Genomic DNA, 8,082 nt, shown 5'->3' with positions numbered 1-8,082 from the left:
CGGTCGGCGTCGGCGCTCAGGCCCACAATAGTGAGGACCTCCTCCACCCGGGCCGCCGCGTGGTGGCCCTGGGCGGCGGCGATCCGCAGGTGCTGGCGTGCGGTGCGACCGGGGTGCAGACCGCCTGCATCCAGGACCGCTCCGATGACCCGGGTGGGATCGGACAGGTCGCGGAACGGCTTCCCGAACACCAGCGCCTTCCCGGCATCGGGGGCGATCAAACCCAGCAGCATCCGGATCGTGGTGGTCTTCCCGGCGCCGTTGGGCCCGAGCAGGCCCGTGATCCGGCCGGCGCCGACGCTGAAGCTCACATCCTCGACCCGGCGGACACCCCGGAAGGACTTCGAAAGGCGCTCAACCAGGAGGGGTACATTCTCTTGCGTGGTCATACTTCCAAGATGCCAGCTGCGCGCCCCCAGCACCCCAGCCCCAGGGACAGTCCTTCACTAGCCCCAGGGACAGTCGTTCACTAGCCAAAAGGACAGTCCGCCGCGGTCCGAGCCACGCACCCGCTGTGGTGCCCCCCCGATGCCCTACTTCGTTGACTTCGCCCAGGAATATAGGACAACAGTGCCGTCACCATGATGGGATACTTCGCGGCATCTCATGTTGATACCGATGAAAGACTTCCGCTAGCCGGCCCGGCGGTCTCTTCAGTCGTGAGCAGTGGAAACCTGCTCACGGGTTCGAGCATCTGCTCCCTGGCGTACTGGAATGCAATCATCACTACGGCGATAGTGGGTGTGGCGAGGAAGGCCCCTTCGATCCCGAACAGGGATGCGCCGGCTGCTACGCCCGTGAGAACCACTGCAGGATGAAGCTTCAAAGATCGTCCGACCAGCAGTGGTTGAAGTACGTTGCTCTCAAGCTGCTGCACAAGCAGGACCAGGCCCAGCACGATCAAGGCTGTGATCCATCCTTCCGTAAGGAGTGCCACGATGGAAGCGAGGAGCCCGGTGGCTACTGCCCCAATAATCGGAAGGAATCCGCCGAAGAAGATTAACACCGCAAGGGGTAGAGCGAGCGGAATGCCGAGTAGCCAAAGACCGATCCCGATGAAGACGGCGTCAACAAGTGCTACTGCTGCCTGTGAGGATATGTAGGTCGATAATGTCCGCCAACTCCTGGATGTTACTTCCGCGGTATGAAGGAGAGCCGTACCTGTTGTCCACCGCAGAAGCCACCCCGAAAACCGGTCTCCGTCCTTCAAGCAGAAGAAAGTGAGAATCAACGTCAGCGAGAAGGTCACGGTGAGGGAACCGACTGTTCCCAAGCCGAGGGAGACCTGTGTCAGGACCTGACCCGCGTTCTCCTGCAGCCAGGTGACCGCTGGCTTCAGGACTTCGTTGAGGTCCGCTTTCGAGAAGGACAAAGACTCAGCGAAAGCCCCAAGGTTCTGGAGGTTTCCGGCCATCTGCATTGACAGCTCCCGCACCCCGTTCATGGACAACGCCGCGGTAGCCCAACCGATCCCGACCGCAGCACCCGCCAACGCGACAATGGTGATGGCCGCCGCTGCGGCCGCTGGCATAGCGCGACGTAAGAACCGCGTGACCGGCCAGAGGACCGAGGTCAGCAGCAACGCGAGAATGAGTGGAAGAACCACCACCCACACCTTCGATAGCAAGTAACAGACCCCAATGACCGCGGTTGCGAGGATGAGTGCTCTGCCCAAAATTGGCGCTATAGCTGTCAGTGCGGACAGTAACGCTCCGCTGCGGATCCGTCGTATTGGCAGCGATCTCGTGGACGCAGCTGGCGTCACATCCTTGTCGTACTCCACCGCCTGATTTTGCTGCTTAGACATGCTTTTCCTTTTTCAATGCCAAATGAATCTTCCCTTGGCCGGTGCAGGTTCGCGATGAACGAATCTGAGTTGTCGGGTTGGTTTGCAGGGATGCTGAGGGCGTCGAGGAGGTTCCAGTACTGCGAATCGGTCGCCAGCAGTTCCTGATGTGTACCGAATGCGCGGACCCTCCCTCGATCCATAAGGTAGATGCGGCCGTTAGAGGCTGCGGCGTTTCAGTGTGAACGCGGCGCCGGTCAGAAGAAGCGCGGTCAGGACGGTGAGGGCTCCGGTAGCGGCTGCGCCGACGGTGAAGCTAACATCCTCGACCCGGCGGACACCGCGGAAGGACTTCGAAAGGTGCTCTACGAGGAGGGGTTCACTCTCTTGCTTGTTCATACTTCCAAGATGCCAGCTGCGCACCCTCCGCACCCCAGCCCCAGGACCAGTCCTTCACTAGCCAAAAGGACCAGTCCTGCACTAGCCAAGCGGACAGTCCTTCACTAGCCAAAAGGACAGTCCGCCGCCGTCCGGTTGTCGGGTCCTTCCCCGGCCTTGACGGTGCGTCCGGGTATGCCGGTGCGTTCGTGGTTGACTTATCCCGTGAAGTCCATGCGAACCCGGCGAACGGCCCAACCCGGCGCGGCCGACACAACGCCGGGGCCCGGCCATCCACGCTCACTTCAACGCGTTGTCGTCCTCCCCGCCGTTGTCCTCGCGGTCGCGGTCGCCTCCCTCTTCGCCGCAAGAATCGATCCCCTGCTGCCGCCTCAGCCACTGCTTCTGACGGTGCTGCAGGCGGCTCTCGTAGCCGGGCAGGCCGCTGCACTTCTCTTTCGGTACCGTGCCCCAATGCCGGTGTTCGCGATTGTCGTGATGCTGCAGACGGTTCTCCTCGTTACCGGCGGGGTGGACCTGGGGCAAGGGAGCCTGGCGGTCGTGATTTCCGCCTTCTACCTCATTCGGTGGGTACCACGGCCCCGGGCGTGGTACGTCCTGGCGGCAGTTGCGCTCACGAGCAGCGTCGTCGTCCTTGGGGTGGCACTGGGCGGAGCCCAACCCCCGCTGCTCGCCTTCGCCCTGGTCGCCGGGCGTCTGGCCGTCGAGTACGCGGCACCGGCTGTGGTCGCTGAACTCGTCCGCAACCGCGCTTACCTCGCCACTGCAGCGCGTGAGCGGGACGAGATGATCCGCCGTGAACAGGTACGGGATGAGGCTCAGCGCCGGCGGGCCGAGCAGACCGCCCTCGCCAGGGAGCTGCACGACATCTCCGGACACCACCTCTCCGGCATCATCGTGACCGCGCAGGCGGCAGGAACACTGATCGAGAAGGATCCGCTGCGCACACGGGCCATGCTCCGTGAGCTCGAAGGAGAAGCCCGGGCGATGATGATCGATCTGCGCAGGACTGTCGGCCTACTCCGCCCGGACCCGGAAACCGAAGGCGCCACCGGTGATATCCGGGTGTCCATCGGCACCCCCGGACTGGGTGATCTGCCGGAGCTGATCAATGCCGCCGTGCGCCGCGGTCAAAGCGTTACTTTCGAATCGACAGGGGATGCAACCCATCTCGGGCCGGTCGCCCAGGCGACCATCTATCGCGTGGTGCAGGAATCGCTGGCCAACGCCGCACGCCACGCTCCAGGCGCTAAATGCATGGTGACGATCGAGTACCTATCCGAGGCCACTGCCCTGACCGTGGAAAACACGTCGAGCCTCCATTACCGGGATATCATCTACGCCCAGCCGACACCGGTTCACGACCGGGCAAACCATGGATACGGGCTCGTCGGCATGCACGAGCGGGCGAAGCTCATCGGAGCCGAACTCACCACCGGGCGTACGGAAACCGGCGGCTGGAGCAACCGGTTACGGATCCCGAACCTCGTCCAAGGAGCACCACAATGATCCGTGTCCTGATCGCCGACGACCAGGTCATCGTTCGGGCCGGACTATCGATCCTGCTCGACTCAGCCGCCGACATCACCGTCGTCGGGGAAGCCGAAAACGGTCGGGAAGCTATCCGGCTGACCAAGGAGCTTCGCCCCGACGTCGTGTGTATGGACATCCGGATGCCCGTCATGGACGGCGTCGCCGCGACACGCATCATCTCCGCCGACGCCACCCTGGACAGCGAGATCCTGATCCTCACCACCTTCGACATCGACGATGACATCTTCGCCGCTCTCGAAGCAGGGGCCGCGGGCTTCCTCCTCAAAGGCGCCGACGAGGACACGCTGCTCAATGCCATCCGCTCGGTCGCCCAGGGCGACGGAACCCTCGACCAGCGGCTGACACGGCGGATTCTGCAGGAGTTCGTGCAGCGCCGCCCACCGACACCACCAGCCGGGGTTCACAAGCCGCTTCCTTCGCCGCTCACCGACCGTGAAATCGACGTCCTGCAACTCCTTGCGCAGGGCCTCTCAAACGCCGAAATCGCTAAACAACTCTTCGTGGAACAATCCACCGTCAAATACCATCTCACCCATCTGCTCGAGAAAACCGGGTCCCGCGACCGCCTCCAGATTGTCCTCTGGGGCATCCGCACAGGAACCGTGACCGTCGAGTAGCAGGCGAGCCGGCCTCCACTGTCGTCCCCAACATGTGGGCGTGCTGGGGGTCGACGCGCGCCGATACGCTGTTCGACCCGGCCCCCCAATACGAAGATGCACCCCCACAAACTAGGCGATTCAGCAGACCGGATCGGACACTAGGCCCTGTCTAAGGAGCGCGTGACTCGCGGGCAGCCATTTCTTCGGCCAATTCGATGCAACGCAGGCGGGCCGGGGAGAAGTCGTAGGGCATCTTTCCAACTGCTTCGACTACGCTCATGGTCTCCTGCCCGCTACCAAAGCTTTGGCTGGCCTCGGCCTCCGGGTTCTCCGAGGTCGGTGGGTGCAGAGCCTCCCAGGAGTCGAAGAGCGCTTCATCGCTCTGCGCCAGGCCGGAATCCTCGATGACGGCGTGCAGCGCCAGTTCGAAGGCATGTCGTTCGGCGGCCACCTGTGCCACCCGGGGGTCATCGACAGCGACCGTGTCATCGAGTGCCTCCTCGGCGGCCTCGACGCGCTCGGATTCCTGCCGCAGACCCGGGTGGGTGGCCAGGGCGATTAGACGGGAGGCGTTGACGGCCGCACCAAGCGGGCCCGAGATCCGCTCCATGACCAGCAGGCTGTCCAGGTCCGTCTGGCGCAGGGAGCCCTCGGGCAGGCTCTCAAGGCGGCTGGTGACAAAGTCGGAGAGCAGACCCATCCTGCTGCCGCGGGTGCGCATGCGCCGAACAGCAGTCCGCTGCCGCTGCAGTTCTGCTTCCCGGGCGACGAGAGTTCTCTCCAGCCGGTCCAGGATGCCCGCAACGTCGTGGTCGCTGTCGGCACCAGCAGGAGCCGTGTCAGCAAAGGCGTCCCGGATGTCGTCCAGGGCGATCCCGGCGTCGGTCATCTTGCGGATCCACAGCAGCCAGATCATCTCGTCGTAGCCGTAGCGGCGGCGGCCGTCACTGCCCCGCTCGGGCTCGGGCAGCAGGCCGATCTGGTGGTAGTGACGGATCGCCCGCGGTGTGGTGCCGACGAACGATGCCGCGTCACCAATCTTGACCTGACGGGGCGGAATAAAGGACGAAAAAATGAGCGGAGCCTTCCTCAGTGAGGCGATACGTGAGTCCACCGAACCACATAACGCTACGGAAGGTGCAACTCCAAGCACTCCGCACGGCACCTATGCCGAGGGATGCGTGCCGATGCTCCACGAACCGGGACCCGCCATGACATTGGGTTGAGGGTCACCAATAAAGAGCTGCGAGGGGTTTCGGCGAACGCGTTCTCGGTGACTTGTGGACTCCTCCGATTGCTCGAGCAATCCGATCGGATGAAAGTCCGGCCCACGCCCGAACGCGGGATGACTGTGCAAAAGTCATCCCGCGTGCCGAGAGCTGAACGCAGCGATACGGACTCGGAACTGGGAGCAGGCGCCTGCGAGATGAAGAGCAGGTTCAGGTTAGTTGCCGCTCTCCGTGCGGGGCCTTCTCAGATTTGGTTCGTGCCGCCGTCGACGTAGATGTTTGAGCCGACGACGTAGCTGCTCTGTTCCGAGGCCAGGAATGATAGGACGGCGGCGGCCTCCTCCGGCTGACCCATGCGGCCCTTGGGGACCGTGGCGGCGACGTGCTCCTTCATGGCCCGAGCGGTATCCTCATCACCGAATGCTGCGGTACCCCCGGGAGTCTCTATCCACGCCGGTGACACCACGTTGACCCGGATGCCACGGTCCTTGAGCTCAGTGGACCACGTCCGTGCGAAAGACCGGACAGCAGCCTTCGACGCCGAGTAGGCACCGAACGCTTCCATGCCGCGGTCGGCGGCGGTCGATCCGACCAGGATGATCGAGGCATGGTCGTTCAGGAGCGGTAACGCTTTCTGGACGGTGAACAGCATGCCTCGAACATTGACCGCGAAGGTTGAATCGAAGTGTTCCTCGGTGGTCTGCTCCAGTGACATGAACGAAGCGATCCCCGCGTTCGCCACCAGCACGTCCAGGCCCTTTCCTCGCGCCTGGACCGCTTCGTAGAGCCGGTCCAGATCCTCGGGTTTTGCCACGTCGCCGACAACGGCGGTGGCCCGGTCCGCCCCGATGGTCTTTACGGCGGCTTCCAACTCGGTCTCGCGGCGGCCGGTGATGAAAACGAACGAACCCTCGTCTGCCAGTTTCACGGCGGTGGCCAGACCGATGCCGCTGCTTCCTCCGGTAATTACCGCTGTCTTGCCGTCAAGCTGTTCCATGTATGTGTCCTTCGTTGAGGCTCGTGTCGGATTGAACATGATCAATACTTCAGGAGCGTGAGGTACGATTCAACATAAATAGTCCGCACTTGTTTACACATCGTCCGAAAGGGGATGCCATGCTCGGGTTTGGAGATCCGGTAGCCGATGCGATCGGTCTGTTGCGGCCTCGCACGGTCCTCGAGCCCAGCCTGCGGGCCGCGGGGGAGTGGGCCCTGCGCTTTGACGCCTTTCCCCACGTCAAGGTGGGCGGCGTCGTCCGCGGCAGGTGCTGGTTGACCATCGACGGACACGAACCGGTGCTCCTCGAGGAAGGTGACACCTACCTTCTCGGTAACCCGCCACCCTACGTCATGGCGAGCTCGCTGGAGGCACGTCCGCGCCCTGCGAAGCCGCTGTGGGAGGGCCCCACGGCCGGCGTCGTAAGCATCGGCCCTGACGTCGAACAACACACCTATCTTTGCGGCGGTCATCTCGCGTTCGATGAGAGGAATGTATCCGTCCTGACGGATTTCCTGCCGCCGCTTGTGGTTGTCCGAGCGGCCGATCCTCGCGGAAGGCATCTGGCATATCTGATCGAAATGTTGGCCAGTGAGGTCGAGGCCTCGGCCCCCGGTGGATCGCTGGCGATGAATCACCTGGCCCAGATCCTGCTCGTCCACATGTTGCGCGCTCATGCCAGTCAGGCGGACCGGCCCACAGGCTGGCTGCGTGCCTTGGACGAGGACGGTGTCGGTGCCGCCCTTCGCGCCATGCATGCGGACGTGGCGCATCCGTGGACTCTCACCGAACTGGCTCAGGTCAGCCATATGTCGCGGTCCGTTTTCGCTCAGGCCTTCAAGAACCAGGTTGGGGTTCCGCCGTTGGAGTACTTGATTCGATGGCGGATTAGTCTTGCCAGTGACGCCCTTGCCCATGACAGCTCCTCCATCTCGGAACTCGCTCAAGCCACTGGGTACTTGTCGGAAAGCGCGTTCAGCACTGCCTTCCGCCGCGTGGTTGGATCATCACCCGCCCAATTTCGGAATCAGGCACGGCAGACACTGCGCTCAACCGCGAACGGAGGCTAACAAGGGTATCCACTAGGAGCTACCCCCTCGCGAAAACGGAATCAATGGGGTCATGTGCCCTCTGCAGGGGGTTCTGCGCTGCGCAGAAGGCCGTTGGCGATGATGCTGGCGCGGACGATAACGTCCCGCTGTGCGGGATTGTAGAGTGCCTGGATTGCCTCGACGACGGTGTGCTGGGTCACTTCAGCGCTTTTGGTCACATGGTCTTTCTGATCGCTCAGCCAGGCATAGTCCTTGAGTGTCTTGGCGAGCAGGGGTGCGTAGCGTTCGGCGAGTTCCTGGCGCTGGCTTTCCTCCGCGTCGGGTGGCAGCGCGTCGAGTTCCGCGCTTGCCTTATCGGTGTCCGCTTCGACCATGTGGCGCAGGTCATTCATCGCATCGTTGTCGTAGAGCTGGGAGTAGATCAGCATCAGGGACCGATTGGCTTCGGACATGCCGGCGGCAACGT

Annotated in this window: 8 protein-coding genes and 1 pseudogene; 3 read left to right on the top strand and 6 right to left on the bottom strand. The window is 63.1% G+C overall.

The window, feature by feature from the left end:
• From GVV77_RS17885 to GVV77_RS17875, 3 genes are all read right to left on the bottom strand, one after another.
• A partial coding sequence (locus tag GVV77_RS17885) for an ATP-binding cassette domain-containing protein (RefSeq protein WP_159620667.1) occupies window positions 1-389 on the bottom strand: 389 nt, incomplete at its 3' end.
• Between the two features lie 215 nt (window positions 390-604).
• Entirely contained in the window at window positions 605-1,807 is a 1,203-nt protein-coding gene (locus tag GVV77_RS17880) for an AI-2E family transporter (RefSeq protein WP_159620665.1), read from the bottom strand.
• A 198-nt stretch (window positions 1,808-2,005) separates the two neighbouring features.
• Window positions 2,006-2,185, bottom strand: a complete 180-nt coding sequence (locus tag GVV77_RS17875) for a hypothetical protein (RefSeq protein ID WP_159620663.1) — start codon at window positions 2,183-2,185, stop codon at window positions 2,006-2,008.
• A gap of 213 nt (window positions 2,186-2,398) precedes the next feature.
• Here GVV77_RS17875 and GVV77_RS17870 point away from each other — a divergent pair, with 213 nt between their 5' ends.
• Window positions 2,399-3,694 carry a sensor histidine kinase gene (locus tag GVV77_RS17870; protein ID WP_246199897.1) on the top strand — a complete coding sequence of 432 codons (1,296 nt, stop codon included), beginning with the start codon at window positions 2,399-2,401 and terminating at the stop codon, window positions 3,692-3,694.
• Window positions 3,691-4,356: a response regulator gene (locus GVV77_RS17865; RefSeq protein ID WP_159620659.1), complete on the top strand. Its 666-nt coding sequence runs from the start codon at window positions 3,691-3,693 to the stop codon at window positions 4,354-4,356. The genes GVV77_RS17870 and GVV77_RS17865 overlap by 4 nt, the downstream gene beginning before the upstream one ends.
• Before the next feature lie 151 nt (window positions 4,357-4,507).
• On the opposite strand, the gene GVV77_RS17860 is transcribed toward GVV77_RS17865, so the two are convergent.
• Window positions 4,508-5,452, bottom strand: a complete 945-nt coding sequence (locus GVV77_RS17860; protein WP_246199896.1) for a MerR family transcriptional regulator — start codon at window positions 5,450-5,452, stop codon at window positions 4,508-4,510.
• 359 nt (window positions 5,453-5,811) lie between these two features.
• Complete coding sequence (locus tag GVV77_RS17855; RefSeq protein ID WP_159620657.1) at window positions 5,812-6,564, bottom strand: SDR family NAD(P)-dependent oxidoreductase; 753 nt, start codon at window positions 6,562-6,564, stop codon at window positions 5,812-5,814.
• A 119-nt stretch (window positions 6,565-6,683) separates the two neighbouring features.
• On the opposite strand from GVV77_RS17855, the gene GVV77_RS17850 reads away from it, so the two are divergent.
• On the top strand, window positions 6,684-7,634 hold the full coding sequence (locus GVV77_RS17850) for an AraC family transcriptional regulator (protein WP_159620655.1): 951 nt from the start codon (window positions 6,684-6,686) through the stop codon (window positions 7,632-7,634).
• Between the two features lie 50 nt (window positions 7,635-7,684).
• Here GVV77_RS17850 and GVV77_RS17845 read toward each other — a convergent pair.
• A pseudogene (locus GVV77_RS17845) lies at window positions 7,685-8,082 on the bottom strand (MerR family transcriptional regulator); the annotation flags it as partial.

The organism is Arthrobacter zhaoguopingii (genome assembly GCF_009828605.1).
Classification (GTDB): Bacteria; Actinomycetota; Actinomycetes; order Actinomycetales; family Micrococcaceae; genus Arthrobacter_D; species Arthrobacter_D zhaoguopingii.
This window is presented reverse-complemented; position numbering and strand designations above follow the sequence as displayed.